Source organism: Endozoicomonas sp. SCSIO W0465 (assembly GCF_023716865.1).
GTDB lineage: Bacteria > Pseudomonadota > Gammaproteobacteria > Pseudomonadales > Endozoicomonadaceae > Endozoicomonas.
The window spans coordinates 5,469,299-5,495,738 of record NZ_CP092417.1 but is presented as its reverse complement, the minus strand read 5'-3'; the positions used below and the strand labels follow the sequence as shown (position 1 = coordinate 5,495,738).

General features: G+C 48.4%; 27 protein-coding genes and 1 pseudogene. 14 read left to right on the top strand and 14 right to left on the bottom strand.

What is annotated here, in order from left to right; translation table 11 throughout:
• Positions 1 to 157: 157 nt before the first annotated feature.
• Positions 158 to 460, bottom strand: coding sequence for a transposase (locus MJO57_RS24455; RefSeq protein ID WP_252017325.1), 303 nt, complete (start codon positions 458 to 460; stop codon positions 158 to 160).
• Positions 461 to 782: 322 nt separating this feature from the next.
• Here MJO57_RS24455 and MJO57_RS24450 point away from each other — a divergent pair.
• Both MJO57_RS24450 and MJO57_RS33455 read left to right on the top strand, forming a co-directional pair.
• Positions 783 to 1,648: pseudogene (locus tag MJO57_RS24450) on the top strand (nucleotide sugar dehydrogenase).
• Positions 1,542 to 1,880, top strand: coding sequence for a UDP binding domain-containing protein (locus MJO57_RS33455; RefSeq protein WP_371924681.1), 339 nt, complete (start codon positions 1,542 to 1,544; stop codon positions 1,878 to 1,880). Before MJO57_RS24450 ends, MJO57_RS33455 begins: the two are co-directional and overlap by 107 nt.
• Positions 1,881 to 1,970: 90 nt before the next feature.
• Here MJO57_RS33455 and MJO57_RS24445 read toward each other — a convergent pair whose 3' ends face one another.
• Genes MJO57_RS24445 through MJO57_RS24435 form a run of 3 tightly spaced genes read right to left on the bottom strand, consistent with a single transcriptional unit; the run spans position 1,971 to position 4,726 of the window.
• Positions 1,971 to 2,558, bottom strand: coding sequence for a hypothetical protein (locus tag MJO57_RS24445; RefSeq protein WP_252019448.1), 588 nt, complete (start codon positions 2,556 to 2,558; stop codon positions 1,971 to 1,973).
• A gap of 20 nt (positions 2,559 to 2,578) precedes the next feature.
• The gene (locus MJO57_RS24440; RefSeq protein ID WP_252017330.1) at positions 2,579 to 4,093 is read right to left on the bottom strand and encodes an IS66 family transposase; all 1,515 of its coding nucleotides are present in this window, start codon (positions 4,091 to 4,093) and stop codon (positions 2,579 to 2,581) included.
• A gap of 48 nt (positions 4,094 to 4,141) precedes the next feature.
• Complete coding sequence (locus tag MJO57_RS24435) at positions 4,142 to 4,726, bottom strand: hypothetical protein (protein ID WP_252019447.1); 585 nt, start codon at positions 4,724 to 4,726, stop codon at positions 4,142 to 4,144.
• 100 nt (positions 4,727 to 4,826) lie between these two features.
• Between MJO57_RS24435 and MJO57_RS24430 the strand changes: the two genes are divergently transcribed.
• A protein-coding gene (locus tag MJO57_RS24430; RefSeq protein ID WP_252017319.1) for an IS3 family transposase occupies positions 4,827 to 6,397 on the top strand; the annotation gives its coding sequence in 2 pieces (ribosomal slippage) (positions 4,827 to 5,301 and positions 5,301 to 6,397; 1,572 coding nt in all).
• On the opposite strand, the gene MJO57_RS24425 is transcribed toward MJO57_RS24430, so the two are convergent.
• Complete coding sequence (locus MJO57_RS24425; RefSeq protein WP_252019445.1) at positions 6,394 to 6,546, bottom strand: hypothetical protein; 153 nt, start codon at positions 6,544 to 6,546, stop codon at positions 6,394 to 6,396. The two genes, MJO57_RS24430 and MJO57_RS24425, sit on opposite strands and share 4 nt — an antisense overlap.
• A 285-nt stretch (positions 6,547 to 6,831) precedes the next feature.
• Between MJO57_RS24425 and MJO57_RS33450 the strand changes: the two genes are divergently transcribed.
• Both MJO57_RS33450 and MJO57_RS24420 read left to right on the top strand, forming a co-directional pair.
• Positions 6,832 to 7,134 (top strand): transposase, encoded by a 303-nt coding sequence (locus MJO57_RS33450; RefSeq protein ID WP_252017325.1) that lies wholly within the window; start codon positions 6,832 to 6,834, stop codon positions 7,132 to 7,134.
• Positions 7,092 to 8,009, top strand: a complete 918-nt coding sequence (locus MJO57_RS24420) for an IS3 family transposase (RefSeq protein WP_371924909.1) — start codon at positions 7,092 to 7,094, stop codon at positions 8,007 to 8,009. Before MJO57_RS33450 ends, MJO57_RS24420 begins: the two co-directional genes overlap by 43 nt.
• Before the next feature lie 58 nt (positions 8,010 to 8,067).
• On the opposite strand, the gene MJO57_RS24415 is transcribed toward MJO57_RS24420, so the two are convergent.
• A complete protein-coding gene (locus tag MJO57_RS24415; protein ID WP_252019443.1) occupies positions 8,068 to 9,582 on the bottom strand; it encodes an IS66 family transposase in 1,515 nt (504 codons plus the stop codon).
• On the opposite strand from MJO57_RS24415, the gene MJO57_RS32890 reads away from it, so the two are divergent.
• Positions 9,581 to 9,706, top strand: a complete 126-nt coding sequence (locus tag MJO57_RS32890) for a hypothetical protein (RefSeq protein WP_256492197.1) — start codon at positions 9,581 to 9,583, stop codon at positions 9,704 to 9,706. The two genes, MJO57_RS24415 and MJO57_RS32890, sit on opposite strands and share 2 nt — an antisense overlap.
• Before the next feature lie 48 nt (positions 9,707 to 9,754).
• Here the strand turns inward: MJO57_RS32890 and MJO57_RS24410 are convergent, their stop codons facing one another.
• Both MJO57_RS24410 and MJO57_RS24405 read right to left on the bottom strand, forming a co-directional pair.
• Positions 9,755 to 10,153 (bottom strand): PIN domain-containing protein, encoded by a 399-nt coding sequence (locus MJO57_RS24410; protein ID WP_252019442.1) that lies wholly within the window; start codon positions 10,151 to 10,153, stop codon positions 9,755 to 9,757.
• A complete protein-coding gene (locus tag MJO57_RS24405) occupies positions 10,153 to 10,353 on the bottom strand; it encodes a type II toxin-antitoxin system VapB family antitoxin (protein WP_066015066.1) in 201 nt (66 codons plus the stop codon). The genes MJO57_RS24410 and MJO57_RS24405 overlap by 1 nt, the downstream gene beginning before the upstream one ends.
• Positions 10,354 to 10,469: 116 nt before the next feature.
• On the opposite strand from MJO57_RS24405, the gene galU reads away from it, so the two are divergent.
• Positions 10,470 to 11,291, top strand: coding sequence for a UTP--glucose-1-phosphate uridylyltransferase GalU (galU, locus tag MJO57_RS24400; RefSeq protein WP_252019440.1), 822 nt, complete (start codon positions 10,470 to 10,472; stop codon positions 11,289 to 11,291).
• Between the two features lie 65 nt (positions 11,292 to 11,356).
• On the opposite strand, the gene MJO57_RS24395 is transcribed toward galU, so the two are convergent.
• Entirely contained in the window at positions 11,357 to 12,790 is a 1,434-nt protein-coding gene (locus tag MJO57_RS24395) for a hypothetical protein (protein WP_252019438.1), read from the bottom strand.
• A 281-nt stretch (positions 12,791 to 13,071) separates the two neighbouring features.
• Between MJO57_RS24395 and MJO57_RS24390 the strand changes: the two genes are divergently transcribed.
• Positions 13,072 to 13,374, top strand: coding sequence for a transposase (locus MJO57_RS24390; RefSeq protein WP_252017325.1), 303 nt, complete (start codon positions 13,072 to 13,074; stop codon positions 13,372 to 13,374).
• A 169-nt stretch (positions 13,375 to 13,543) separates the two neighbouring features.
• Here MJO57_RS24390 and MJO57_RS24385 read toward each other — a convergent pair whose 3' ends face one another.
• The gene (locus tag MJO57_RS24385) at positions 13,544 to 15,058 is read right to left on the bottom strand and encodes an IS66 family transposase (RefSeq protein WP_252017330.1); all 1,515 of its coding nucleotides are present in this window, start codon (positions 15,056 to 15,058) and stop codon (positions 13,544 to 13,546) included.
• On the opposite strand from MJO57_RS24385, the gene MJO57_RS24380 reads away from it, so the two are divergent.
• The gene (locus MJO57_RS24380) at positions 15,057 to 15,320 is read left to right on the top strand and encodes a hypothetical protein (protein ID WP_252019436.1); all 264 of its coding nucleotides are present in this window, start codon (positions 15,057 to 15,059) and stop codon (positions 15,318 to 15,320) included. The genes MJO57_RS24385 and MJO57_RS24380 overlap by 2 nt on opposite strands.
• A gap of 416 nt (positions 15,321 to 15,736) precedes the next feature.
• Here the strand turns inward: MJO57_RS24380 and MJO57_RS24375 are convergent, their stop codons facing one another.
• Entirely contained in the window at positions 15,737 to 16,378 is a 642-nt protein-coding gene (locus tag MJO57_RS24375) for a hypothetical protein (protein ID WP_252017818.1), read from the bottom strand.
• Positions 16,379 to 16,391: 13 nt separating this feature from the next.
• Between MJO57_RS24375 and MJO57_RS24370 the strand changes: the two genes are divergently transcribed.
• A complete protein-coding gene (locus tag MJO57_RS24370) occupies positions 16,392 to 17,765 on the top strand; it encodes an IS1380 family transposase (RefSeq protein WP_252019434.1) in 1,374 nt (457 codons plus the stop codon).
• A 137-nt stretch (positions 17,766 to 17,902) separates the two neighbouring features.
• Here the strand turns inward: MJO57_RS24370 and MJO57_RS24365 are convergent, their stop codons facing one another.
• Positions 17,903 to 19,264, bottom strand: coding sequence for an ISNCY family transposase (locus MJO57_RS24365; RefSeq protein ID WP_252017318.1), 1,362 nt, complete (start codon positions 19,262 to 19,264; stop codon positions 17,903 to 17,905).
• A gap of 326 nt (positions 19,265 to 19,590) precedes the next feature.
• On the opposite strand from MJO57_RS24365, the gene MJO57_RS24360 reads away from it, so the two are divergent.
• The 4 genes from MJO57_RS24360 to MJO57_RS24345 are packed head-to-tail and all read left to right on the top strand — an operon-like array spanning position 19,591 to position 24,065.
• Entirely contained in the window at positions 19,591 to 21,672 is a 2,082-nt protein-coding gene (locus tag MJO57_RS24360; protein WP_252019432.1) for an RND family transporter, read from the top strand.
• Positions 21,672 to 22,499 (top strand): outer membrane lipoprotein-sorting protein, encoded by an 828-nt coding sequence (locus tag MJO57_RS24355; RefSeq protein ID WP_252019429.1) that lies wholly within the window; start codon positions 21,672 to 21,674, stop codon positions 22,497 to 22,499. The genes MJO57_RS24360 and MJO57_RS24355 overlap by 1 nt, the downstream gene beginning before the upstream one ends.
• 47 nt (positions 22,500 to 22,546) lie before the next feature.
• On the top strand, positions 22,547 to 23,794 hold the full coding sequence (locus MJO57_RS24350; protein WP_252019427.1) for a hypothetical protein: 1,248 nt from the start codon (positions 22,547 to 22,549) through the stop codon (positions 23,792 to 23,794).
• Between the two features lie 43 nt (positions 23,795 to 23,837).
• Positions 23,838 to 24,065: a DUF2892 domain-containing protein gene (locus MJO57_RS24345; RefSeq protein ID WP_252019424.1), complete on the top strand. Its 228-nt coding sequence runs from the start codon at positions 23,838 to 23,840 to the stop codon at positions 24,063 to 24,065.
• Between the two features lie 48 nt (positions 24,066 to 24,113).
• Here the strand turns inward: MJO57_RS24345 and MJO57_RS24340 are convergent, their stop codons facing one another.
• Complete coding sequence (locus tag MJO57_RS24340; RefSeq protein WP_252019422.1) at positions 24,114 to 24,557, bottom strand: cupin domain-containing protein; 444 nt, start codon at positions 24,555 to 24,557, stop codon at positions 24,114 to 24,116.
• A gap of 143 nt (positions 24,558 to 24,700) precedes the next feature.
• Positions 24,701 to 26,281 carry a transposase gene (locus MJO57_RS24335; RefSeq protein ID WP_252019419.1) on the bottom strand — a complete coding sequence of 527 codons (1,581 nt, stop codon included), beginning with the start codon at positions 26,279 to 26,281 and terminating at the stop codon, positions 24,701 to 24,703.
• Positions 26,282 to 26,440: the final 159 nt, after the last annotated feature.

Below are 26,440 nucleotides of genomic sequence, written 5' to 3'. Positions count from 1 at the left end.
CGGAGCGGCCTCTCACAGTTGACTCTTTGTTTGCTGTTAGAATCATAGCTGTGTTTGGCTGCTCTCCATTCAGTTTGAAAAATTTGGTGTTACGTCTGTTTGCTGTAGCTCAAGGCCTGTGGGTGTGATCAATATGAGACTTTCACCCATGCAAATCTTACAACAGGTCTTTCGCGAAGAAGGCCGTCGCCTTTTTTAATATTTCCTGTTCCATTTTCAACTGGCGGTTTTCAGCTTCCAGCTCTTTTATTCGCTGCTGATCAGGCGTCAAAGCTTGCTGCCCTTTGCCTGGAAAAGACATTTCCTTTTTTTCATCCTGTTCCCGTATCCAGCGTCTCAGGTTGCCATCATTGATACCAAGACTTCTGGCAACCTCTGTTACAGCCTGCTTCTGCTCCACTACCATGGCAATGGCTTTACGCTTGAATTCCGGAGAATAATTTTTACGCTGCTTTGTCACTTTCTACCTCGTCACTAACTGCACTATTGTGCTTAACGAGGTGTCCTAAGTCATTAAACCACTTCACTTCTTTATAACGGTTGATCCAGTCATATACGCAGGTGTGATCTGTACTGTATATCTCTGAAATTTCTTTGACATCAGCACCATCCAACTACTTTTGAATAGCCTCTATGCGAATAGACTCGCGAACAGTGTGGCTTAGCTTGCGTCCATCAACTCTACTCATAAACTGCCGCCCCCCTGAAAGAGGCGACAGTCTACTCAACTTTGTTGTGGGAGGCTTTGGCACATATCAATATTTGCCCAACACAACCCGGTGATGGCCGTTGATATCATTCCTCAAAAAGTGGATATGATTAACGACCGACTGTCGCCCATTGTTGATGCTGAAATTGAAGACTTCCTGGCTAACCGGGAACTGAACCTCAGAGCTACCACCGAACCGCAACTGGCCTATACCGATGCGGAGTTTGTGATTATTGCTACGCCAACGGATTATGACCCCAAAACCAACTACTTTAATACCGCTTCTGTGGAAGCGGTGATTAAACAGGTAATGGCGATTAATCCCAATGCGGTTATGGTGATCAAATCTACTGTTCCTGTTGGCTATACCCAGCGAATTAAAGAAGAGCTGGGTTGTGACAATATTATGTTCTCACCGGAGTTTCTTCGGGAAGGCAAGGCGCTGTACGACAATTTGTATCCATCTCGGATTATTGTGGGCGAGCAATCGGAACGGGCAGAACGTTTTGCCCAGCTGCTGGTAGACGGTGCTGAGAAAACCGATATCCCGGTTTTGTTTACTGACTCTACTGAAGCGGAAGCCATCAAGTTATTCTCCAACACCTACCTGGCCATGCGGGTGGCATACTTTAATGAGCTGGATACTTACGCCGAGGTTCATGGCCTGGATGCCCGCCAGATTATCGAAGGGGTGGGTTACGACCCGCGGACGGCGGACACTACAATAACCCCTCCTTCGGTTACGGCGGTTACTGCCTGCCCAAGGATACCCGACAGCTACTGGCTAACTATCAGGATGTGCCCAACAATATTATTGATTATTGGCGCCATTGTGGATGCCAACACGACCCGCAAGGATTTTGTCGCCGAGTCCATTCTCAAGCGCAAACCACAGGTGGTGGGTGTTTACCGGCTGATTATGAAGGCTGGCTCCGATAACTTCCGAGCTTCGTCTATTCAGGGCATTATGAAGCGCATCAAGGCCAAGGGTGTCGAGGTGGTGGTGTATGAACCGGTGCTGGAAGAAGCGGAGTTCTTTAACTCACGGGTGATTACCGATCTGGATGAGTTCAAGCAGACTGCTGATGTGATCGTCTCCAACCGTCTGGTGGATGAGCTGGCGGATGTGCTGGATAAGGTCTATACCCGCGACCTTTTTGGATCGGATTAAAAATCGCTGAGGCGATTTTGTTACAGCGTTGAAGGTTTAAGCGTTTAAAAGAGCGTTCACTTCGGGTGCTCTCTCGGGTTAATAGCTGACTTAGCAATCAAGTAAAACTTTGCCTGACATAACGTTAGACCACAGTTGTTCCCAGCGTCCCTTGCTATGGATAAGAGACCTTGTTTCCAGCAGTACTTCTGCCCCGGCTAATTTCCACCTCATTCCTGAACTGCATAGCCGTTGTTTGACCAATGTCTTACATGCTGCTTCTGTGACTCCGGAACCGATCGGCCAGTTGTGCTCCAGAGCCTCTTGATACTTCATTAAGTGATGATTGTTGGTAAAGTAGGTCACTGCCTTGTAACGCTTTTCTATCAGTGCCGTCGTCTTTTTCGGGAGTTCTGCTGATTCAATCTCCTTCAGTATTTTCCTGGCCGCACCGCATGTGTGTTTCAAGTTATGGAGCCTATCTTCTAACCAGACCTTTCTCCTGGCTTTACTGTCCGGAAATAATGCTTTTGCTGCCCCGGCCAAGTATTCCGAGGCATGATAAAAATCGAGTATCTGAGCAGAGGTATGCTTCGTCAGATAGCACCAGTTTTCTTTAGCCCCATCAGCGACCCCCACATAAGTCGCTTGTGGGTAAAGGCGTTTTAGTTTTGCAATCTCCTCGTCCAGTTTGCCCATAAAGCTTTGCTTGCCAGTAACTATTCAGCACTGAGCAAAGGCATATTACAGTAATTCCGAACAGCTCTATGAAGTGATTGATATATGTCCATTCCCTGTTTTCTGGCAGACGACAAATAGCTGCGAATCCGTGCAAACATAGAACCACCGTCTGCACTCCTGAAGCAGCCTGAGATTTTCTGCTTTAACTTGGCCATTCGAACATCCCGCTCACTGCCATTGTTATCGAAGGGAATGGTAAAATCTGACATGAAGCGCAGTGTCTCAGCCTTGAACTCAGTGAGTCGTTTGAAGAGATTGTAAGCTTTAGTATTCTTGACTTTCTTGCGCTTAAGCTCCTCTCGTTGCTTCTCCATATAGACGACTTCTTTCATTAGAGCCCGCTGAAGCAACCGGTCATAAATCTTCTCGATTCGTTCACAGACAACACTTGGCATCTGTAGCATACCTATGGTCTTAAAGCCCTTGCAGTAATGCCAGGAAAGCCTCAGTAGCTTCATCAATCGCAACGCCAGTTGATTGCTGTCCCTATCAACAACACCCAAAAGCTCCCTCAGGTGATGGGCATTGCAAAGTACGTGAGTTGCCGCATATGCAAAATAGGATTTCCAATGATCATGAACCAGAACGCCTGCAAATGTTAGCAGTATGCCCATCGTGTCCATGGCCTCACGACCTCGCTTTTCAGACAAGTAGTAGAGCGTCCATTGTTCATCCCGCATAACGTGTAGCCAGTGCAAAGAGCCCTCGGCCCGCATACCCGTTTCATCGGCTCCGGCAACAGACGATTCCCGCAAGGCGTCACGAATAACCTCTTCAGTAGAAGCCAGATTTTCATAGGTTCTGGCCACAAAATTGGCGACAGTGCCTGCACTTACACTCATTTTATAGAGAGTATTAAAATACTCTGACACGCGCTTAAAAGGCAGGAAATGGTATTGGTTAAGATAGACGGCCATAGCCTGTGTGGCTGAGCCATATTGTGCGGCAGCGGTAACACCTTCCGGGAATTCAGCCTGATTCCGACAACCACAAGTGCAGATTTTTACTTCAGCTCTATGGGCCGTTACTTCAAATTCACCCGGTCTCCCTGGTTCAAACACCTGTCGTTCAATATATTTGACCGGCTCACTATCAAGAAGAGACGCCTGACATTTATTGCATTCTTTAACCGGAAGGTACTCAATATAGTCAGGGATATCGACCTGTTTAAGACAAGTGCCCTGATGCCCTTTCTTTCCACCGGCTTTATTACCAGAAGACTGTCTCAGACTTTTAGGATTGGGTTTTTCATCCGATGGATCGGTACCTTTATCTGCGGAAAGGTCGTCAGAATGATCTGGAGAATTACTGTTTTTACAAGGTTTTTGATAACCATCAGACGATGGCGGCTTGCTGCTGTTTTGACTGTTCTTGCCAACCTTTTCTTCCAATTCTCGACATCGCTCTTCCAGACAGGCAACTCTCATCCGCAGCTCTGCATTCTCTTTCAAGAGAATCTCAGCCGACATAGTTGCGGGTAGTTCTGGAATCATGCTGGCGAATATTGTGGAAAAATGGTGCTTAAGAGGATGGTATAAAAATCAGAAAATTCCAGATTTATGTGGGGGTGCTGAACAGTTACGCTTGCCATATTCAGGTGAGCTGGCGGTATAAATAGTGTGCAATCGATCACCATTGGCCGAGTAAAGACTCAGGGTTCCACACATCGCTTCTCTCCAGCCGTGTTCACAGAGCAACATGCAGGTGCCATCCAGACCTATGGCAATGGTTTCGACAGGTTCTGGCAGGAGCGGCAAGTCATATTCGATGTCATTCTGGTCTTCAATTAATGCACCTACCCTGTCGGATAAATGCTTGATATACGAGTTAGACAGAGTTCTTTGATGGTTGGTTGCAAAGTCTTCTTTAACAGCAGGAGCGGGCATCTGACTGTATTTCCAAGCGAGTGTTTTGGCAAACTTGGGGGTAGCTGAGCCGACAATACCGGTGCGAAGATCAAGAGGCGCCAGCGTAACACCACCTCTGCCCCCCTGATAAACAGAACGTTCCATAGGCACACATCCATACATGGTTTCATATCGCTTCAGCACCTTTCCCTTGTAACTCCACTTCTGCTGGTTTACGACAATGGGGTCTTTGTTGGGTGGTTCAAACAGTTCAAGCAACTCTTTTGTTCCGAGCTGTCCTGCTTCCCCCCTGTGTCAGCATAGTTGTCGCCTCTCCTGAAATTAGAAATCTCAACAGGGGGCGGTCTATGAGTAATCAATGGCCCGCTATTCAGAAGAGTTCAAAGAGTCCATCATTCAGAAGATGATGCCACCCAATAATGTGCCAGTTTCGCAGTTGGTACGTGAGACTGGTATCTCTGATGTGACCCTGTACACTTGGCGAAAGAAAGCAGTATCTAAAGGAGTGCCTGTGCCGGGCGACGGAAAGAATCCAGATCAATGGACAACTGAAAACAAGTTAGCCGTAATCATTGAAACGGCTGCGTTAAATGAAGCAGAAATGGCTGAATACTGTCGTAAAAAAGGTCTGTTTGCTGAACAAATTCAGCAGTGGAAGGCTGCCTTTATTAACAGTGTTTCTGTCCAGCCTGAAAGTCAGTCAAAACAGCGTAAGGCGCTGTCTGACGAACACAAAAAAGATAAGAAAACCATCAAAAAGCTTGAGCGTGAACTCAATCGCAAGGACAAGGCGTTAGCAGAAACTGCTGCCTTGCTGGTACTCACAAAAAAGGCCCAAGAGATCTGGGGGGCGCCAGAGGACGATTAGTCTCTCTCCCGGATCGACAAAATGCTGTTAGCCTGATTAAACAGGCAGTTAAAGATGGGGCTCGTCAGTCAAAAGCCTGCAAAGCCCTTGGTCTTACAGAAAGAACTGTACAACGCTGGATGCAGGGTGATGACGTGCGCGCAGATAATCGCAAAAATGCTGACAGGCCAGAACCGGTTAACAAGTTTTCTGAAGCTGAGCGACAGGCGATTGTTGACGTCTGTAACAGCGAGCGGTTCAAAAGCCTTCCGCCCAGCCAGATTGTGCCCACATTGTTAGATGAAGGTCTCTATATGGGGTCTGAAAGGACATTTTACCGGGTGTTGGAGGAAACAGGGCAACAGCATCATCGGGGCAGTGCTGCCAAGCCAAACAGGTATAAGCCAACGTCCTGGTGTGCTACCGGACCCAACCAGGTCTGGTCCTGGGATATTACCTATCTGCGCTCTCCGATACGGGGGCAGTTTTATTACCTGTACCTGGTGATAGACATCTTTAGTCGTATGATTGTTACATGGGAAATTCATGAAACCGAATCAGCTGAGCATGCATCAGAAATGATCACTAAAGCCTGTATCAAACAGGGAATTGCAGCCTTGGAGTGGCCACTGGTTCTGCACTCAGATAATGGTAGTCCCATGAAGGGTGGCACTATGCTGTCAACACTGCAGCGTCTTGGGGTCGTGAGCTCATTCAGTCGTCCCCGGGTCAGTGATGATAACCCCTTTTCCGAGGCCATATTCAGAACCCTGAAATACCGCCCTGGTTATCCGCGCACGCCATTTGCTGATCTTGAAGCAGCACGTAGCTGGGTGCATGGTTTTGCCCAATGGTACAACGAAGAGCACAAGCACAGTGGGCTGAAATTTCTGACACCCGGGCAAAGGCATCGTGGTGAAACCAAGGTGCTTATGGCTAACCGCAGAAAGGTTTATGAACAAGCCAAAGAACGTCACCCAGAGCGCTGGGGAAAGAGGTCAACAAGGAACTGGGATCTGGCTGATGAAGTCTGGTTGAATCCCGACAGACCTGCTGATGATCAACTAAGCAAAGCCGCTTAAGTTGAGGCGACAACTATGTTGACAAACACCGCTTCATTCAATGCTCGCTGCAGTCCATCTTCAAGATCCAGCATGTTGCCAGATTCAATGGGTACTTCAATTTGCAACACAATGGTTTTTGGTTTACGGGCAACGACAGAAGCAGGCATGGCGACAGATTACGACTGTGAAAGATGGTTCCCATAATAGTCGTGATTGGGGTGCACATAGGTTTCAATTATTCAGAGAGAACACCCTTCACTTTTCACTTCTTTGGCGTTGTAACGCTTAAACTTGCCACGTTGAAACTTCTTTGCGGCGATTTTGTTACAGCGTTGAAGGTTTAAGCGTTTAAAAGAGCGTCCACTTCTTTGGCGTTGTAACGCTTATGAAGTGGTTTAATGACTTAGGACACCTCGTTAAGCACAATAGTGCAGTTAGTGACGAGGTAGAAAGTGACAAAGCAGCGTAAAAATTATTCTCCGGAATTCAAGCGTAAAGCCATTGCCATGGTAGTGGAGCAGAAGCAGGCTGTAACAGAGGTTGCCAGAAGTCTTGGTATCAATGATGGCAACCTGAGACGCTGGATACGGGAACAGGATGAAAAAAAGGAAATGTCTTTTCCAGGCAAAGGGCAGCAAGCTTTGACGCCTGATCAGCAGCGAATAAAAGAGCTGGAAGCTGAAAACCGCCAGTTGAAAATGGAACAGGAAATATTAAAAAAGGCGACGGCCTTCTTCGCGAAAGACCTGTTGTAAGATTTGCATTTATACAACAGGAGAAGGAGGCCTATCCGGTGCAGGTGCTCTGTAAAGTAATGCAGGTTGGGCGCAGTGGCTTTTATCGCTGGCAGAATCAACAGGAACATCAGAAGGACTCTCTGGCCAAGCAGTTCCGCCTGGATTCTGATGCACAACAAATTTTTATCGACTCCGATCGCTCATATGGCAGCCGGAGAATGGCAAAAGCCCTGCAAGGCAAGGGTTACAATATTGGCCGCTATCAAGCAGCAACACTGATGAAGCGCTTGGGACTGGTTGTGAAGTATGCAAAAAAATTCAAGGTGACGACGAATAGCAAGCATAAGCTTCCGGTAGCAGAAAATCTTCTGAACAGGGAGTTTGCTGTCACAGAGGCAAACAGGGTCTATACGACTGATATCACTTATCTATGGACTCGCGAAGGCTGGCTGTATCTGGCAGTGGTTATGGATCTCTATTCCCGGAAGATAGTAGGCTGGTCAATGGACAAGCGTATGACCACAGAGCTGCCGCTGGAAGCCTTGAGAATGGCGTGGTGGAGTCGTAAGCCTGGTTCGGGAGTGCTTCACCACTCAGATCAGGGAAGCCAGTACGCCTCGCTGGACTATCAGGCTCAGCTCAGGGAATACGGCATGATATGCAGTATGAGTCGTAAGGGAAATTGCTGGGATAATGCGGTAACGGAGCGATTTTTTGGCAGTATGAAACGAGAAAGGACTGACCATTATATTTTCGAAACAAGGGCAGATGTTGAGGCGACAGTTGTTGATTATATTTTGTTCTACAACAACCGCAGACTTCACTCTTATCTTGGTTACATGAACATGAGCCCTGTGGACTTTGAACAACAAGAACTCAGGAAAGCGGCTTAATCAGGTGTCCATTTTTACTTGACCACTACATTAAACTTGCCACGTTGAAACTTCGTAACTATTCAGCACTGAGCAAAGGCATATTACAGTAATTCCGAACAGCTCTATGAAGTGATTGATATATGTCCATTCCCTGTTTTCTGGCAGACGACAAATAGCTGCGAATCCGTGCAAACATAGAACCACCGTCTGCACTCCTGAAGCAGCCTGAGATTTTCTGCTTTAACTTGGCCATTCGAACATCCCGCTCACTGCCATTGTTATCGAAGGGAATGGTAAAATCTGACATGAAGCGCAGTGTCTCAGCCTTGAACTCAGTGAGTCGTTTGAAGAGATTGTAAGCTTTAGTATTCTTGACTTTCTTGCGCTTAAGCTCCTCTCGTTGCTTCTCCATATAGACGACTTCTTTCATTAGAGCCCGCTGAAGCAACCGGTCATAAATCTTCTCGATTCGTTCACAGACAACACTTGGCATCTGTAGCATACCTATGGTCTTAAAGCCCTTGCAGTAATGCCAGGAAAGCCTCAGTAGCTTCATCAATCGCAACGCCAGTTGATTGCTGTCCCTATCAACAACACCCAAAAGCTCCCTCAGGTGATGGGCATTGCAAAGTACGTGAGTTGCCGCATATGCAAAATAGGATTTCCAATGATCATGAACCAGAACGCCTGCAAATGTTAGCAGTATGCCCATCGTGTCCATGGCCTCACGACCTCGCTTTTTAGACAAGTAGTAGAGCGTCCATTGTTCATCCCGCATAACGTGTAGCCAGTGCAAAGAGCCCTCGGCCCGCATACCCGTTTCATCGGCTCCGGCAACAGACGATTCCCGCAAGGCGTCACGAATAACCTCTTCAGTAGAAGCCAGATTTTCATAGGTTCTGGCCACAAAATTGGCGACAGTGCCTGCACTTACACTCATTTTATAGAGAGTATTAAAATACTCTGACACGCGCTTAAAAGGCAGGAAATGGTATTGGTTAAGATAGACGGCCATAGCCTGTGTGGCTGAGCCATATTGTGCGGCAGCGGTAACACCTTCCGGGAATTCAGCCTGATTCCGACAACCACAAGTGCAGATTTTTACTTCAGCTCTATGGGCCGTTACTTCAAATTCACCCGGTCTCCCTGGTTCAAACACCTGTCGTTCAATATATTTGACCGGCTCACTATCAAGAAGAGACGCCTGACATTTATTGCATTCTTTAACCGGAAGGTACTCAATATAGTCAGGGATATCGACCTGTTTAAGACAAGTGCCCTGATGCCCTTTCTTTCCACCGGCTTTATTACCAGAAGACTGTCTCAGACTTTTAGGATTGGGTTTTTCATCCGATGGATCGGTACCTTTATCTGCGGAAAGGTCGTCAGAATGATCTGGAGAATTACTGTTTTTACAAGGTTTTTGATAACCATCAGACGATGGCGGCTTGCTGCTGTTTTGACTGTTCTTGCCAACCTTTTCTTCCAATTCTCGACATCGCTCTTCCAGACAGGCAACTCTCATCCGCAGCTCTGCATTCTCTTTCAAGAGAATCTCAGCCGACATAGTTGCGGGTAGTTCTGGAATCATGCTGGCGAATATTGTGGAAAAATGGTGCTTAAGAGGATGGTATAAAAATCAGAAAATTCCAGATTTATGTGGGGGTGCTGAACAGTTACGAAACTTCTTTGCGGCGATTTTGTTGCAGCGTTGAAGGTTTAAACGTTTAAAAGAGCATTGAAACCTTTAACGATTGAACGTTTCATCTATACAAAACAACAGGTATGTGTTTGCGGTAGTGGATAAAGTCTTTATCTGTTGTCAGTACAGGGATCTGGTGTTTGATGGCCATTGTAGCAATCAGAAAGTCGGTATGAGAGCCCTGAACCCCATGCCTACGACAGATGTTGGCTTGAGTCGCCGCGCTGATATAGTCCATTTCAGAAATAGGCAGCAGTTCAAAGGCACTGAGTTTGTCACACAAGCGTGTGAATTGAGCCTCATGCTTAATGCCGGTTAACACTTCCTGCAGTATCGGCCCGATCATCACGGCCCGGTGCTGACGGATTAATCGCTGCAACAGGATGGCTTCTTTGGGAACGGATTCAGCATTACGCCGACGCAGTGCAGCAGACCATACGCAGGTATCTACCAATACCATTATTTTCTACGGGCCTCTTTTTTGGAGGCTTGATCGTCGTGGTAATCAATGGTGCCGAAATCGTCCAGCAGTTCCAGCTGCTTGCGATGGCGAATAAATTCGGCAAGCGCTTCATTAACGGCCGCCTTTTTGGTTTTATAGCCACCCAGCTGTTGTACCTGGGCAATCAAGTCATCGTCTATAGCGAGGTTTGAAGGCATATCATCAACTCCTACACAATGCTTTACACAAAAACAGTCTAGCCTGTCTGCTCATTCATTACCAATGGCTGTAACGTTTAAACGCTGTAACGCTTTAACTTTCTTACAGAGATTTTATGTTAAAAAAATGTCTTTTCCCCGCTGCCGGTTACGGCACCCGTTTTCTCCCCGCCACTAAAAGCATGCCCAAAGAGATGATGCCGGTGGTCTCCAAACCGCTGATTGAGTACGGGGTTGAGGAAGCCCTGGAAGCCGGATTAGCGGATATCTGTATGGTCACCGGTCGGGGCAAGCGAGCCCTGGAAGATCATTTCGATGCCAACTATGAGCTGGAACACCAGATTGCCGGGACCGATAAGGAATCCCTGCTGACTAATATCCGCCAGTTGATTAACCGGTGCTCTTTCTCCTACACCCGGCAACGGGAGATGAAAGGGCTTGGCCATGCTATTCTCAGTGGCGAATCGCTGATTGGCGAACAGCCCTTTGGCGTGGTACTGGCCGATGACCTGTGCATCAATCCGGATGGCCCAGGTGTGCTGTCGCAGATGGCTTTGCTCTACAAACAGTTCCGTTGCTCTATTGTGGCGGTGATGGAAGTGCCGGAAAACGAAGTGCATAAGTACGGCGTGATTGCCGGGCAGGCCATCTCTGATGACTTGATCCGGGTGGAAAATATGGTGGAGAAGCCTGCTAAAGAGGATGCGCCCAGCAATCTGGCCATTATTGGCCGCTACATTCTGACACCGGATATTTTCGACCTGATTCGGGATACTCAACCCGGAAAAGGTGGCGAGATCCAGATTACCGATGCCCTGATGATGCAAGCTCAACGTGGCTGCGTACTGGCGTATAAATTCAAAGGCAAGCGGTTTGACTGTGGCAGTATCGAAGGCTTTATCGAAGCGACCAACTATTGCTACGACAAACTGTATTAAAAATCGCTGAGGCGATTTTGTTGAAGCGTTTAAACGTTTGGGTGAAAGTCTCATATTGATGAGTACTAACGTTCAATATTACCCTTCCCTGATGAAAATGGAATCACATTATCACTGACCATATTTACCTTGGCCCGGTACGTTACCGACAGCAGCATCCAGCCACAGTCGAACCAACCACTTTGAATTAGTGACCTGAGTGTCAGAATGCCTTGCCCCCCGGGACACCGCCAACGCATTCCCGAACACTTCATTCGCTGTGTAACCAGCGTTTTACAGGACGCCTCAATGACCCCTGAGCCTATGGGCAGGTTGCGCGACAGGTGTTCTGCATAATTCATCCGTAACCGGTTTTTTCTGAAGTACTTTAACTCTGTCTTTAATTTCGATCGGCGGGGATGCTTGCTATGCTGGTAAGCCAGTGCCTTGATTATTTTTTCAACCCCACCCGGCTCCTCCTTCAGGATATGTCGGTAGGTGCTGAATTTCTCTTTGGACTTCGCGCTATTTTCACCGTAAGCCAGGTCAAATGCCTTCTTCAGGTGTTCTGCCGCATGGTAATAATCAACAATTTCTTCTCCCTCCGGTAGCTCTTTGGTGAAGTATGTCCAATTGTCCCGGGCTCCATCTGCCACTTTGACCAGAGTCAGATTTGGCTTTTGCTGAAGCACCTTATCCAGAAGGTTTGAAAGGGATTTTTTCAATGTCGCTTTCTTGCTTTCAGGCATTCGTCCCATCCTGATCGTAGAGAGGCGATCTCCCTGGTCATCGTAAAACGACAGTGTTCCACAACTGGCCTCCTGACAACCTGCTGGCCCTCGGGTACGTTTGCCATCAGCAACACTCTTTTCACGTTTCTCCTGACGCTTGCCGTCTTTCATTGGTAGCATCACACCGTCAAGGGAAGCAGCTACCGTCACCGCGTCAGGCGGTACTGTGAGATTCTCCGCGAGAAGGGTCTCGAAAGGGTCAAGGTGCTGCTCCCATTGTTCGTTGAGTTTTTTGGGAAGACGTGCCAGAGAGCTGGTTGAGGGTGACATATTCCCCATTAGATCGAGTAAGCTTTTTACGTCCGCGGGCGGCAACTGGGCAACCATCCATGCTGCTTGCTTCGCAGCCTTTGGTAACCAGTAGCCTTCTACAACGCCAGCCTTGAGCTCTAAAGGGACAATGCACTTATCCCCTGCATTGCGGTAGAGGCTGCGCAATACCCGGACAGGTCCTGCTGCTGACTGGTAGGTTTGATAGCTGCGTAATGCCTGGTGATACACGACCCCATTCACTTCGATAGAAGCTTTATTGATGTCTAATTTTTGCAGTTCTTCTGCCAGTATTTCTCGCTCCGCCTGAATAAAGAGGGAGTGAATCTCGTTTTCATGATCCTCAAAATGCTGGATTGGATTATTGGACTGACGAAGGAGGGTCAGTTTTTGCTGCAGTTGGTCAATAGCAGGACAGGAATCATTGGCGACTTTGGTTAGTGGCTGACATACTTCCATCGGAGCGGCCTCTCACAGTTGACTCTTTGTTTGCTGTTAGAATCATAGCTGTGTTTGGCTGCTCTCCATTCAGGTTGAAAAATTTGGTGTTACGTCTGTTTGCTGTAGCTCAAGGCCTGTGGGTGTGATCAATATGAGACTTTCACCCATTTGCATTTATACAACAGGAGAAGGAGGCCTATCCGGTGCAGGTGCTCTGTAAAGTAATGCAGGTTTGAAGTGGTTTAATGACTTAGGACACCTCGTTAAGCACAATAGTGCAGTTAGTGACGAGGTAGAAAGTGACAAAGCAGCGTAAAAATTATTCTCCGGAATTCAAGCGTAAAGCCATTGCCATGGTAGTGGAGCAGAAGCAGGCTGTAACAGAGGTTGCCAGAAGTCTTGGTATCAATGATGGCAACCTGAGACGCTGGATACGGGAACAGGATGAAAAAAAGGAAATGTCTTTTCCAGGCAAAGGGCAGCAAGCTTTGACGCCTGATCAGCAGCGAATAAAAGAGCTGGAAGCTGAAAACCGCCAGTTGAAAATGGAACAGGAAATATTAAAAAAGGCGACGGCCTTCTTCGCGAAAGACCTGTTGTAAGATTTGCATTTATACAACAGGAGAAGGAGGCCTATCCGGTGCAGGTGCTCTGTAAAGTAATGCAGGTTGGCGCAGTGGCTTTTATCGCTGGCAGAATCAACAGGAACATGAGAAGGACCCTCTGGCCAAGCAGTTCCGCCTGGAGTCTGATGCACAACAAATTTTGTAACTATTCAGCACTGAGCAAAGGCATATTACAGTAATTCCGAACAGCTCTATGAAGTGATTGATATATGTCCATTCCCTGTTTTCTGGCAGACGACAAATAGCTGCGAATCCGTGCAAACATAGAACCACCGTCTGCACTCCTGAAGCAGCCTGAGATTTTCTGCTTTAACTTGGCCATTCGAACATCCCGCTCACTGCCATTGTTATCGAAGGGAATGGTAAAATCTGACATGAAGCGCAGTGTCTCAGCCTTGAACTCAGTGAGTCGTTTGAAGAGATTGTAAGCTTTAGTATTCTTGACTTTCTTGCGCTTAAGCTCCTCTCGTTGCTTCTCCATATAGACGACTTCTTTCATTAGAGCCCGCTGAAGCAACCGGTCATAAATCTTCTCGATTCGTTCACAGACAACACTTGGCATCTGTAGCATACCTATGGTCTTAAAGCCCTTGCAGTAATGCCAGGAAAGCCTCAGTAGCTTCATCAATCGCAACGCCAGTTGATTGCTGTCCCTATCAACAACACCCAAAAGCTCCCTCAGGTGATGGGCATTGCAAAGTACGTGAGTTGCCGCATATGCAAAATAGGATTTCCAATGATCATGAACCAGAACGCCTGCAAATGTTAGCAGTATGCCCATCGTGTCCATGGCCTCACGACCTCGCTTTTCAGACAAGTAGTAGAGCGTCCATTGTTCATCCCGCATAACGTGTAGCCAGTGCAAAGAGCCCTCGGCCCGCATACCCGTTTCATCGGCTCCGGCAACAGACGATTCCCGCAAGGCGTCACGAATAACCTCTTCAGTAGAAGCCAGATTTTCATAGGTTCTGGCCACAAAATTGGCGACAGTGCCTGCACTTACACTCATTTTATAGAGAGTATTAAAATACTCTGACACGCGCTTAAAAGGCAGGAAATGGTATTGGTTAAGATAGACGGCCATAGCCTGTGTGGCTGAGCCATATTGTGCGGCAGCGGTAACACCTTCCGGGAATTCAGCCTGATTCCGACAACCACAAGTGCAGATTTTTACTTCAGCTCTATGGGCCGTTACTTCAAATTCACCCGGTCTCCCTGGTTCAAACACCTGTCGTTCAATATATTTGACCGGCTCACTATCAAGAAGAGACGCCTGACATTTATTGCATTCTTTAACCGGAAGGTACTCAATATAGTCAGGGATATCGACCTGTTTAAGACAAGTGCCCTGATGCCCTTTCTTTCCACCGGCTTTATTACCAGAAGACTGTCTCAGACTTTTAGGATTGGGTTTTTCATCCGATGGATCGGTACCTTTATCTGCGGAAAGGTCGTCAGAATGATCTGGAGAATTACTGTTTTTACAAGGTTTTTGATAACCATCAGACGATGGCGGCTTGCTGCTGTTTTGACTGTTCTTGCCAACCTTTTCTTCCAATTCTCGACATCGCTCTTCCAGACAGGCAACTCTCATCCGCAGCTCTGCATTCTCTTTCAAGAGAATCTCAGCCGACATAGTTGCGGGTAGTTCTGGAATCATGCTGGCGAATATTGTGGAAAAATGGTGCTTAAGAGGATGGTATAAAAATCAGAAAATTCCAGATTTATGTGGGGGTGCTGAACAGTTACAAAAAATGATGCCCCTTACCAATGGATTTTTCATCGATAAGAAGAGCGCGAATACCATCCCGCTTGGGTGCAGGCAGCATCTTCATGAGCATCTCTTTATCCCAGCGACGAGCGGTGCCGCCAGAGATAGCAATGAATTCAGGAACCTTGTCACATGGCATATAGCGGCATAGATGGCTGACATGCCTTTTAAGTCGCTCTGTTGCTTGAGCTTTAGGTGCAAGCCCCGGAGGCGTGACTGTTTCTATATTACCGCAACGAGAGCAACGCCCTTGAAATGCAGTGAAGAGAAGATTTACCTGAAGAGTCCCCAGTGGCAGATCCTGAACGCTTCGATCGTTTGTCTTCATCTGCCCCATAGGTGTTTCGCACTTACTACATCTGACGTGTTGTATACGGCCATCCCGACGGAGATGGACAAAGGCATGTTTGATATTCCAGTCAATATCAATTCGCTCGATTACCCAGCCAGGAAATGCGAACATAGGACGAAGTGATGGGGTTGCAGACATGTCTGATCCTTCAGAAGTTTTGATCCTTACAAATCAATCTTCCTCTGAAGGCTATTTCTGTTGCAACCCCTCACTTTTCATCCGCCAACCTGTAAAAGCCCCGGAATTACCGCATCCGGCTCCCGATAGACCCGTGTCCCCACACATGTTCGGTGAGACCGGAACATTGACACCGTTTTCCAGCTCTCTGGATACGCCAACACTTTAAGAATTTTCACCAGCTTTCCCCAGCTCAAGTATCCTTTTCCTCCCTGACGATTAAGCCATCTGTGGATCGTTCGTTTGCCTTGCAGAATGAACTGCCTGACCCGTCCTTGATTGTCTGTGATCCCATGATAGTTGATCCATCCCTTGATCCCCCGAATCGCTCTCTTCAGCGTTTGCACCCGGTCAGAACTCAGGCGCTTCCAGAGGAACTCCCTTAACCCTTTGAGCTTCGATGCAAAACGATCTTTACGGCTGGTGAACTTCAGTCGCCAACCACCTTTTCGCATCTTACCCCAGTAACAGGTGAACCCCAGGAAGTTAAACGTCGAAAGACGCTTACCTGATTGATTGGCCCTCTGAGCTGCAATCCATCCTGCAGGAATTATCTGCGATTTCTCTCTATGCAACTCCAGACCAAACTTCTCTAACCCGAATATTTCATAAATAAGAGCAGGTTCCGCCCAATCACCTGATATGATTGGGTCGACCAAAAAAAGCTTCGGAAGAAGCAATCCGGAACCTGCTATGACGAAACATACACAAGAAACCCTTCGTTTTCACCCTGTTAATGGTAAAACTGTCAGAGCTGACTTTAACGGAGGAGAGTTGTCCTCCGATTTTGGCGCGCTGTTACTGCATGAAATGGCCATCCGCAGTGAGCTAATTCCCCGGCTCGTCAAGGCAATCCAGGACAAACGACATCAATCCTATATTGACCATTCCATGCAGGATCTTCTAACGCAACGAGTGCTTCAAATGGCCTGCGGATATCAGGATGCCAATGACAGCAACCACTTGCGTAAGGACCCGATGTTCAAGCTGGCTGTCGGTCGCAGTCCTCTGAATGCCGAGACCCATCTGGCATCAGCCCCCACATGTTCACGACTCGGGAAGGGCTTGTCCCGCAGGGATATATACGACCTGGCCTACGCCTTTGCAGAGCATTTTCTCAGCAGCTATAAAAAACCGCCCAAGCTGGCAGTCATTGATCTGGACCACACAGCCAGCCTGACCCACGGCGCTCAACAGTATAGCTTGTTCAACACCAAATACGGCAATACCTGCTATTTGCCACTGATGATTTTTGAAGGCTTGAGCGGGAAGTTGATTACAGCCATTCTGCGGCCAGGGAAAACACCCTCAGGACGGGAAAATGCCGCCATTGTTAAACGTCTTTTGACGCTGATCCGGCAGTCATGGCCGAAAACACATCTCATCATCCGGGGAGACAGTCACTTTTCCCAGCCGGAGCTGATGCGCGTTGTTGAGCAGGATAAAGCTGCTGATTACGTGCTGGGTAAAGGCGCTGGGCATCCAACGGCCTTACGGCCAATGTCGGATGAAAGCATGGCGGAAGCTCGCCTCTGCCTGCAAGCACGAACAGCTTACGCTCGATTGAATAAATTACCGATACCTTACCGAGTGCGTCTGTATGGCGAGGCACAGTATCAGGCGAAGAGCTGGAAAGGGCTGGATACACGTGTCATATATAAGGCTGAAGTGAACCAGATGGGTGATAACCCTCGCTTTGTTGTAACCTCCATCAAGAATGCCTCGGCCCGGTGCATTTATGATCAGTTCTATTGTCCCAGAGGACAGGATGAAAACTACATCAAACACCTGAAAAATGATCTGTCCTGTGATCGGACATCGGATATGAGCTTTCGGGCGAATGCATTGCGTATGTACTACGCCTGTGCCGCGTATGTTCTGCATTACGAAATGAGAACCACTGTATTGAAGGATACAGAGATGCAGAGGGCTCAGCCTTCAACAGTGATCGCCAAGCTGTTCAAAATTGCCGTTAAGGTGGTGGAGTATAAAGACCGAGTTAGTTCTCGTCCAAAAACGCATCAGGCAATCATAATTAGATTGTACGTGCGTTTTGATATTTCCTGAAATTCCAGAGAGCCGCAAAAACTCTTCCCTTTTTTTCTCTAATCTGGGACGGATATTGGAGAAAAACGCGAAAAGCAGGCAGAAAACATCCTCCCACCATGCTGGAAAGGTACTTTCATGTAGCGTGGAGGTGGCTATCAGGATGGTGCCGGGTGTCTGGCCAGAATCACCAGGTTGTAACAGACCACCGATAACCAGCAATGAGAATCAAAACGCTCAGAACCCTTGCAGTGGCAACGTGATAGCCCAAAACATCTCTTTAGCCACGAAATTCCCGCTTCAATACCTGCCCGGAAGCGAAAGAGCGTTTTATACACATACTGACTTTTAGTCATCTCTTCGACTTCAAGTCCGCGCTTCTTATTAAAAGCTACATCGCTGATTCCCATGGCCTTGGCTTTTTCCAAATTAGCGCGACACGCGTATCCGCCGTCACCGCTTGTCTGGCGAGGTACACGACCATAAATTTCTTTTTGTCTTTCCATCATCGGAATGAATTGGTCCGAATCCGCTGGGTTACCTTCCTCAATAACCAGGTCCAGGATCAATCGACTTTTTCCCTGAACCAGGTTCAGTTTATGGCCATACTGTACTTGCCGCCTGTCTTTTACGATGATATCCGTATGGGGTTCATACAGGCTAACCACTTTTTCCTGGGCTGGCACCTTTTCACCCTTAAAGACCCTGCGCTCTGTCTGGGAGACTATTGCATCCACCAGGGGTAACAGGTGATCCACATCGGCCTGCCACTTGTCGGCATCATCAGCCAGGAGACACTGCCCCTGCTGACGGGCGTTTGCTAGCGTGACAGTAGCTTCGATAAGTACCTTCCGGGATTTTCGGGTCAACTGCAGCAGTTTTTTATAATGCTGATGCCGCTCTTCTTTGCCAGCGTAGATGCATTTTCTGGCCGCATCTTTTACGGCTCGGTTGTGATGGGTATATTCATAAAGCGGTGTCGCTGTCAGTGTTTGTCCCCGTTCCAGCAGCCGACAAATTTCTTTAACGGAACTGGCTAAAAGATCACTGTCGCAAGGAGGTTTGATATCCGATTCGGTGACTGTGCTGTCAATAGCCACAGTGCGCCCTTTTTCAATACCCTGATCTTTAGCGGTCATTAGCTGACAGTTATTAATCCGTTCCCATGTAGATGCAGTAAGAAGGCTGATGAGCCCATGCAAACTGGAGCGACTGGGGCGCTGGTTTGGTTCGAGGCGACAAAAGTCTCGAAAGAGCATGGAGTCCATCAAAACAAACGACAAGTAGTCATAATCACAATTCAAATACTGTTTCAGGAGTGCCGCACGAAGAACGGATTCTGCTGATAGTCCGTTCCGCCCAGTGTTCTGTTTATCACCAGAACTTAAGTCCTCATAAATCCAGTCATTGAACTGTGGATGGGCGTCAAGCCATTGCGAGATACCGGAAAGCTGGGAGCAGATTTCATGAGGTACGTAATGGAGTTCCATACTACACTGCGGGTTGCGTTTTTTGCGCATTTGGAGTCCTCTGTTTTTGGCAATCCCTTATGTTTCTTGCTCTTGGGAAGTTTAGTCGCCAGATAGCAGTAGGGCTCCACTTAATTTTTCAGGATAAAATCTACAGTTTTCAATTGGTTGTGTTTTTGGACGAGAACTATCTAGTTCTCGTCCAAAAACTCTGCAGCCTATGCGTGCCAAGGCTTAGAGGGAAAAAATCAAGTTTTGTTTTGACGCCTTTTTCAACCAGTTTTCGGGGGCTACAGCGGAGTTGATGTGATTTTCCTGTAAATTCAGAGCACGTCAAATCTCTGTAGGCTACGTGGCCCAAGGGCTATAGTTTTTGGATGGGAACTATCTATGTTCCGTTGACCTCGAAGGACATCAGTTATGCCACAGCGGAAGCCATTCGCACCATTGCCGACGCACTGGATAGCGATGACCGTTACCTGATTACCGGCCTGCCAGTTGCGGAAGACCAGTTTGGTGTCGAGATGTTTATCCAGATGGGGATCTCTGCACCACTGGCCGGGCTGGCCATATTTCTGCTGATGTGGTGGTTTTTCCGCAGTATTCCGCTGGTGATCGCACCGATGGTGGTGGCCATGTCCACGGTGCTGATTGTTATGGGGCTGCTGATCGGTACGGGTTTTACCGTGCATATCATGTCGTCCATGATTGCTATTTTCCTGATGCCCATTGCGGTCGTGGATTCCACTCATATCCTGTCTGAGTTTGCGGACCGTTTTCGTCCCGGCGAAAAACCAAAAGCCGTCATTAAACAGGTGGTTGGTCATCTGTTTACGCCGATGCTATACACCTCCATCACTTCTGCGGCGGGTTTCCTGTCGTTAATGCTGACACCGATTCCACCGGTACAGATTTTTGGTGCCTTTATCGGCTTTGGTATTTTCCTGGCCTTTGTGCTGACCATTCTGTTTATTCCGGCTTATATTTCCCGTATGAAACCGGAAGCACTGGCTTCCATGCAGGCGGCACTGCATCGTTCTGAAGACGGTGGACGTCTGCAGCACTGGTTGCCAAAGCTGGGTAAACTGGCCGTTGGGCGTTCCCGCTGGGTACTGATGTCGTTCCTGGTTCTGTTCGTGGTCAGCGTACAAGGCATTACCAGAATTCAGATCAATGACAACCCGGTCAACTGGTTCAAGGCCGACCATGAAATTCGAGTCGCTGATCGTGTGCTGAACGATCATTTTTCCGGAACCTACGACGCCTGGCTGGTACTGGAACCCGATAATGAACAGGCGCCTCAGACGCAGTTTACGGCATCCTTTAACCGTATCGCTCAGGAGGCCAAAGCCGAAGGAATTGAGTTGCCCGCCTTCACTGCATCGGATCACGGTGGCTTTACCGCAGATCTCTCCACCCTTCTGATTGATCTTGATGACCGTCTTTTTGAAGCCGGAGCATCACAGGCCCCCTGGCTTGAGCAACAACTCCTTTTGACAGAGCAGGCTCAGTCATCACTAAAAACCTTCCAGTCCCCGGCTGTACTGGATTGGATGGCTGGCCTCCAGAACGCACTGGTGGATAGCGGTCTGGTCGGTAAGGTGAATGGCCTGTCCGATATCGTTAAAACGGTCAACCGGGAGCTGCAAACTGGCCATGACAAGGATTTTGTGATTCCTGAAACTCCGGCCGGTGTTGCACAGACCCTGTTACAGTACCAGTCATCACACCGCCCTCAGGATCTCTGGCACTTTGTCACCCCGGATTATCGCCGCAGCCTGATGTGGTTGCAGCTGACCAGTGGTGATAATCAGCATATGTCGCAGGTTGTGGAGTTTGTTCAGCAGTATGTTGCAGCCAATCCGCTGCCAGAAGGGCTGTCCTACGGCTGGGCGGGCAAGGCGTATCTGAACATTGTCTGGCAGGAGGCCATGGTCAACGGCATGCTGGACAGCCTGTTGTCATCCTTTGTGGTGGTCTTTGTCATGATGGTGGTGCTGTTCCGCTCGGTGAAATACGGCATTCTGGCCATGCTGCCGCTGACGTTTACCATCACCTTTATTTACGGACTGATTGGCTGGCTTGGCAAAGATTACGATATGCCCATTGCGGTGCTGTCGGCGTTAACACTGGGTCTGTCGGTGGATTTTGCCATTCACTTCCTGGAGCGTTGCCGGGAGATTTATAAAGATAAAGGCTCCGTTACCGACACGCTGGCTGAAATGTTCAGGGAGCCTGGCCGGGCCATTACCCGTAACGCCATTGTGATTGCTGCCGGATTCACGCCTCTGCTGTTTGCGCCACTGGTTCCATACATCACCGTCGGCGTATTCCTGGCCAGTATCATGGCGGCATCGGCACTGGTAACACTGATGCTGTTACCTGCCTTACTTAAAACTGGTCGTTCGTATCTCTTCAAGGGAGCCGTGAGCAGTTCTGTTAAAGAGGAGGTCTGCTGATGAACAGTGTCATTGATAACATTAAGGCAGTATTGATCAACACTGTGGCGATCACAGGGCTGTTGATCAGCGCATTGCCAGTGATGGCCTCAACCCCATTAACGGATGCCAATGAGATTGTGCAACAGGCAAACCTGGCCTCTTTCTATGCCGGTAATGATGGACGGGCCGAAGCACGCATGAAAATTACGGATAGTCAGGGTAGGCAGCAGTTACGGCAGTTCACCATCCTGCGACGGAATCATGAACGTGGTGGACGACAGGACATGATGGTGTTTTTCAGTCGCCCCAGCGATGTCAGTGGCACGGTATTTCGTGTTGTGCGCCAGCCAGGCAGCGACGATGACCGCTGGCTTTACCTGCCCGCCCTGGACCTGGTGAAGCGCATTTCAGCCGGAGACCAGAGAACATCATTCGTCGGTTCCGATTTTTTCTATGAGGATATTTCCGGTCGTGATCTGCAGGCAGATACCCATAAGCTTCAGGATACCACGGCCAGCCATTATGTTCTGAACAGCAGGCCAAAAGATCCGGAAGCCGTTGAGTTCGCCCATTACACCAGCTGGATTGACCGGAATACCCTGCTGCCTATGAAAGTGGAATACAGCAATGACCTGGGTAACGTCTACCGTCGTATGGAGGTGCAGAAAGTGGAAGCCACTCAGGGCTTTCCGACCGTGTTACAGGCCTCCATCAGTGACCTGGAGCGTGGCAGCACCACAGTGATGCAGATGCGAGGCATACGCTATGACCTGGGTTTGCCCGCCAGTATTTTCAGCGAGCGCAGCCTGCGCACTCCGCCAACCCGATGGCTGCGGAGCAAATAACCATGAGGTGGATTCGATCCGGATTGTTTGTTCCCTTGTTATTTTCCATGCTGACGATATCTGCCGTACAGGCGATGGACGACTGGTCTGACGATGGCTGGGGAGACGACTGGACTGACGTTCCCGCTTCGCCATGGGAGCTCAGTGGTTTTGTGGAAGCCGGTTATGGTGCCAGAACCGGGGATGACCCCGCCATCAGCCAATCATCAACCCTGGGCGATATTCGTGGCCGTCTGTCCCTGGATTATGTCGCCGACAACTGGCGCCTGGATATGCAGGGTGAGGCACTCTACGACGATGTGATTCACGACACACAGTGGACAGTGCGGGAACTGGCGCTCTCCTTCAGCCCTGTGGATCAGCTGGATATTAAAGCGGGTCGTCAGGTCATTACCTGGGGTATAGGGGATTACCTGTTCCTGAACGATCTCTTTCCCAAAGATTGGCAATCGTTTTTTTCGGGCCGTGACGATGAGTTTCTCAAGGCGCCCTCTGATAGTCTGAAAGCCAGCTGGTTTGCTGATCGTTTCAGTGTTGACCTGGTGTGGACACCGGAGTTTGAACCGGACAACGCCCTGACCGGAGAGCGTTTCTCTTTCTTCTCTCCGGTGGCCGGAGCAACGGTTGCTCCCGATCCAGCCCTTAATCCTGAGGAACCTTCAGGCAGTACCCTCTCAACCCGACTGGCAACCAGCCATCAAGGCGTTGAGTACGCACTGTACGGACACGCCGGTTACTGGCCAACGCCATTGGGGGTAAACGATCAGGGACAAATGATGTATCCCGGCCTGAACAGCTGGGGAGGCAGTATTCGGGCGCCAGCCTACAGCGGGCTGTTGAATACTGAGTTTTCCTGGTATGACAGTGAGGATGATCGTGATGGCACAGATCCCAATATTCCCAACTCACAGCTGCGCGGACTATTGGGCTACGAACGGGAAGTGGCCGACAATCTGACGGCAGCGGTTCAGTACTACCTGGAGTGGACTGCCGACTATGATTCACAACAGTCCGGTGCCGTTTATCCTGAATACTCGCAGGATGAATATCGTCAGCTGCTTACCCTCAGGCTGACCTGGCTGACCATGCAGCAGAAACTGAACTGGTCGCTGTTTTCGTTCTGGTCGCCCAGCGATGAAGATGCTTATATCCGACCCAGTGTTACCTATCGGGTTAATGACCAATGGACTCTGGCGACCGGAGCCAACCTGTTTTATGGCAACCGGGAGTACAGTTTCTTTGGCCAGCATGAAAACAACAGTAACGGCTGGGTCAGGGCACGGTTCAGTTTTTGATACTAATGGACAATGACAACAATAACACGACAGGAGAACAACAATGATCGTTGAAAGAATGACCGTTGAACGAGCCGTTTATTCCTTTGCCGGTTTTATGGTGCTGCTATCCCTGGTGCTGACCCATTGGGTGCATCCGGGGTTTGTCTGGTTCACCGTATTTATCGGTGCCAACCTGTTTCAGTTTGGCTTCAGTGGCTTTTGCCCTGCGGCCCTGGTGTTCAAAAAAATTGGCTTGAAGACCGAGCGTCAATGTGTAGAACAGGCTTGATATACGCGTATTGCCCTGCTGATGTATGCAGGGCATCTGTCCTTTTGTTCACTCGCTGGATAATCCCGGACCGATAATTTTGACACCGAACTGCTCAGCCAGAATGCTCAGTTCATCAGGTGTTGCACCCTTTTGTTGAGCCTCCGGTATGTTTTTGATAAAGCCGTCATGGATACCAGGTGTTAAAATACTAATCAGATACCCTTGGCTTTTTCCGATATTTAAAAAGCAGTGAGGGGTGTTTGCGGGAATATAGAAAGTGTCGCCCACCTTACTCTGAATAATCTCATCACCTACCTGGAATTTAAAATCGCCACTGACAACATGAAAGGTTTCTGCCTGCTCGGTATGAAGATGCAGAGGCGTGCCTTCATTGGCTTTTGGTTTTGATATTCTCAGTGAAAACCGGCTGTCAGTCTCCACGCCAAACAACGCAACCTGTAGCTGATTAGCAGTTTTTTCTTCAGAAACAATCTTCACTTTATCGTTCATGTTATATCCATTTTATCAGATTCCTAATGTCTTTTATGATGAACCATCATCTGTCGATTTTGCACCAATTCTTCTACTGATCGGTCGTCTATTAAAACATTAGTACCATTTTCCAGTGGTATATTTTCAGTAACTGCTCATATTTAACTGGCAATAACAGTTTCCTGGCAACCTGATGCCTGCAGTATCAGGTCTTTTAGACGGGGTAACAGGTTTGCTCCTGAAAGCCTGTCTTTAAGATATTTGGCAAACGAAATACCATGCTGCTTACATGTCTTTTTCAGGCTGGCAAAAGTGTCACGACACATTTGGCCAAGGTCACTACGGGTTCCACCGCTGACTTTTCGCCTTTTCACATACTCCCTGATCTGTCTTTCCATCAGGTTGTTATGCAACGGTAGCCACGGGTATTCAAGAACCAGTAACAGCTCTTCCCTGACAACCATCAGCTTCCCCAATACATCTTGCAAGTCAGGATAATCAACCCTGGTTGTTACCCAGTGGTCAAAATCCCGCTTTATTTGCTGCTTCTTCTTTTCTGTAGGGTTTTGCCGGTAGTCGTCCAGGTCATCGTAGATGAGCCAGTACTGATCCTGAATCCAGTCTCTGGCCGCTCTTTCCAGTGCATTACCCGGGATTAGCTTATCCAAAGGCCTGCCTGCATGATACCAGCACAGCGAATGCTGAAAGGCAGTGTCAAACTGTCGGGCACCGTCACTGTGGATGATCATGCTTTCAAGGCAACGATTCTTAACCAGTGCTGCTTTCAACACACCCTCTGTTGCCAAACGTCTTTGCGGAACAGTGGTCAGGCCAATCTTATCAAGGAAGGTTTCCCATTCTGCTGATGTATTAAAGGCCTGTACGACACTGGCAGAGAGGGCCTTTACCCATTTACCTGCCATCTTGACCTGCTTCATATAATCAATTGCCACAGAATCAAGCAAATAACAGCATTGTTTCCCCTGCAGTCGGGTCAGAAAGTTGATCCGACTCTTGCTGGCTGTACTGGAAAAATAAGTAAAAAATTCATTGCCAATTGCCAGACAGTAGCCGTTTTTACCTTGGTGTCTGGCACCAGTATCATCTGTCTGAAGATATTTTGAGCAGGCTATCCCTGTATCCAGTAATTCTTCTTTTTCCTGATGAAAGGCATCATGGCCACAAGTCAGTATATTGCTCAAAGATCCTTCGGATATAGGGCATCCATGGTCTTGCATCCAGGCCAGTAACAATGGCTGAGTAGTGCTGAAGGAATGATAAAAGTCCAATGCATGACTCTTCAGGTTATCACCGAAGCGACCTTTAACATGTTCCGGCAGAGGTGCTGCCACTATGCCTTCAGGTGTCAGATAGTATTCGCGCCGGTAAAGAGTCGTGACAAATTCGACAACCATCTCAGTATGAAGGGAATCATAGTAGCCTTTGAACCGCCATCCTTCCTGTGGGTTGGGAACTTTGCAGATCTCTTCCCGGTCAACCGTAATGGGAGGTGACGCTGTTTCACCGGGAGGTTGCTGTTTTGGCCGTTTACCTTTTGGAGGGGGGGCACTGTTATTCTGAGTAGAGCCTTGAACTGTGGCATCTTCTTCTGGCGAGGTTTGCCCCTGATCGGTTTGATCGGACACATTGGGTCTTATTTTGGGTTTTCCCTTCTGCTTTTTCAGGTGCCGGAGTTCTGCCCGCAGCTTCTCATTATCTTCGGTGAGTTTCTCGATCTGCACACTCTGCCTCTCGACAGTATCGAGTAGATTTTGGACGAATGAACGAAACGGTTCACCGTCTTTACCGGAGAAAAGATGGTCTGGCAGATGCATGCAGGAATTATACGGGAAAGTTAGAAGCTCTTTTTTTGATCTGATAGGCTTGTCTTGCCAGTTAAA

What these genes read in the sequence shown, in the direction of transcription:
- MJO57_RS24415 (WP_252019443.1), bottom strand. Translation starts at nt 9,582, where the DNA reads ATGATTCCAGAACTACCCGCAACTATGTCGGCTGAGATTCTCTTGAAA.
- galU (WP_252019440.1), top strand. Translation starts at nt 10,470, where the DNA reads ATGTTAAAAAAATGTCTTTTCCCCGCTGCCGGTTACGGCACCCGTTTT.
- MJO57_RS24340 (WP_252019422.1), bottom strand. Translation starts at nt 24,557, where the DNA reads ATGAACGATAAAGTGAAGATTGTTTCTGAAGAAAAAACTGCTAATCAG.
- MJO57_RS32890 (WP_256492197.1), top strand. Translation starts at nt 9,581, where the DNA reads ATGCTGGCGAATATTGTGGAAAAATGGTGCTTAAGAGGATGGTATAAA.
- MJO57_RS24345 (WP_252019424.1), top strand. Translation starts at nt 23,838, where the DNA reads ATGATCGTTGAAAGAATGACCGTTGAACGAGCCGTTTATTCCTTTGCC.
- MJO57_RS24405 (WP_066015066.1), bottom strand. Translation starts at nt 10,353, where the DNA reads ATGCCTTCAAACCTCGCTATAGACGATGACTTGATTGCCCAGGTACAA.
- MJO57_RS24395 (WP_252019438.1), bottom strand. Translation starts at nt 12,790, where the DNA reads ATGGAAGTATGTCAGCCACTAACCAAAGTCGCCAATGATTCCTGTCCT.
- MJO57_RS24410 (WP_252019442.1), bottom strand. Translation starts at nt 10,153, where the DNA reads ATGGTATTGGTAGATACCTGCGTATGGTCTGCTGCACTGCGTCGGCGT.
- MJO57_RS24360 (WP_252019432.1), top strand. Translation starts at nt 19,591, where the DNA reads ATGGGAACTATCTATGTTCCGTTGACCTCGAAGGACATCAGTTATGCC.
- MJO57_RS24425 (WP_252019445.1), bottom strand. Translation starts at nt 6,546, where the DNA reads ATGCCTGCTTCTGTCGTTGCCCGTAAACCAAAAACCATTGTGTTGCAA.
- MJO57_RS24350 (WP_252019427.1), top strand. Translation starts at nt 22,547, where the DNA reads ATGCTGACGATATCTGCCGTACAGGCGATGGACGACTGGTCTGACGAT.
- MJO57_RS24380 (WP_252019436.1), top strand. Translation starts at nt 15,057, where the DNA reads ATGCTGGCGAATATTGTGGAAAAATGGTGCTTAAGAGGATGGTATAAA.
- MJO57_RS24445 (WP_252019448.1), bottom strand. Translation starts at nt 2,558, where the DNA reads ATGGGCAAACTGGACGAGGAGATTGCAAAACTAAAACGCCTTTACCCA.
- MJO57_RS24385 (WP_252017330.1), bottom strand. Translation starts at nt 15,058, where the DNA reads ATGATTCCAGAACTACCCGCAACTATGTCGGCTGAGATTCTCTTGAAA.
- MJO57_RS24355 (WP_252019429.1), top strand. Translation starts at nt 21,672, where the DNA reads ATGAACAGTGTCATTGATAACATTAAGGCAGTATTGATCAACACTGTG.
- MJO57_RS24365 (WP_252017318.1), bottom strand. Translation starts at nt 19,264, where the DNA reads ATGCGCAAAAAACGCAACCCGCAGTGTAGTATGGAACTCCATTACGTA.
- MJO57_RS24370 (WP_252019434.1), top strand. Translation starts at nt 16,392, where the DNA reads ATGACGAAACATACACAAGAAACCCTTCGTTTTCACCCTGTTAATGGT.
- MJO57_RS24440 (WP_252017330.1), bottom strand. Translation starts at nt 4,093, where the DNA reads ATGATTCCAGAACTACCCGCAACTATGTCGGCTGAGATTCTCTTGAAA.